Source organism: Streptomyces flavofungini (genome assembly GCF_041028215.1).
Taxonomy (GTDB): domain Bacteria; phylum Actinomycetota; class Actinomycetes; order Streptomycetales; family Streptomycetaceae; genus Streptomyces; species Streptomyces flavofungini_B.
Window position 1 is genome coordinate 1 of the sequence record NZ_JASKYR010001412.1, and the last position, 710, is coordinate 710.

General features: G+C 70.0%; 1 protein-coding gene. It reads left to right on the forward strand.

All coding sequences use genetic code 11. The annotated features are described in order from the left end of the window. Window positions 1-26 precede the first annotated feature (26 nt). The gene (trhA, locus tag AB8Z36_RS41365) at window positions 27-677 is read left to right on the forward strand and encodes a PAQR family membrane homeostasis protein TrhA (protein ID WP_440582143.1); all 651 of its coding nucleotides are present in this window, start codon (window positions 27-29) and stop codon (window positions 675-677) included. Window positions 678-710 lie beyond the last annotated feature (33 nt).

The window sequence follows — 710 nt, forward strand, 5'->3', positions numbered from 1 at the left end:
GCGCCGCCTCACCCGGTTCGCCCGCCCTGTCGCTGCCGTTCCCCCCGAAGCCGAAGATGCGCGGCTGGCTGCACGCCGGCATGTTCCCCGCGGTGCTCGTCTCCGGCCTGGTCCTCACGGCGCTCGCCGACTCCACCCGCGGCCGTATCGCCTGCGGGATCTTCGCCCTGACCGCCTGCCTGCTGTTCGGTGTCAGCGCGCTCTACCACCGCGGCAACTGGGGCCCCCGCGCGGACGGTGTCCTGCGCAGACTCGACCACTCCAACATCTTCCTGATCATCGCGGGCACGTACACCCCGCTGACCCTGCTGCTGCTCCCCGACGCCAAGGGGCAGTGGCTGCTCTGGGGCATCTGGGGAGCGGCCCTCGCGGGCATCGCGTTCCGCGTCTTCTGGGTCGGCGCGCCCCGCTGGCTCTACACGCCGTGCTACATCGCGATGGGCTGGGCGGCCGTCTTCTTCCTGCCGGACTTCCTGCGCAAGGGCGGCATCGCCGTCCTGGTCCTCGTGATCGTCGGCGGGGTGCTCTACAGCATCGGCGGCGTGATCTACGGCATGAAGCGCCCTAACCCCTCCCCCCGCTTCTTCGGCTTCCACGAGGTCTTCCACTCCCTGACGCTCGCCGCCTTCGCCGTGCACTACGTCGGCATCTCGCTGGTGGCCTACCAGCACGGCTGACCCGACAATGAACGCCATGACGGCCGCACGTAC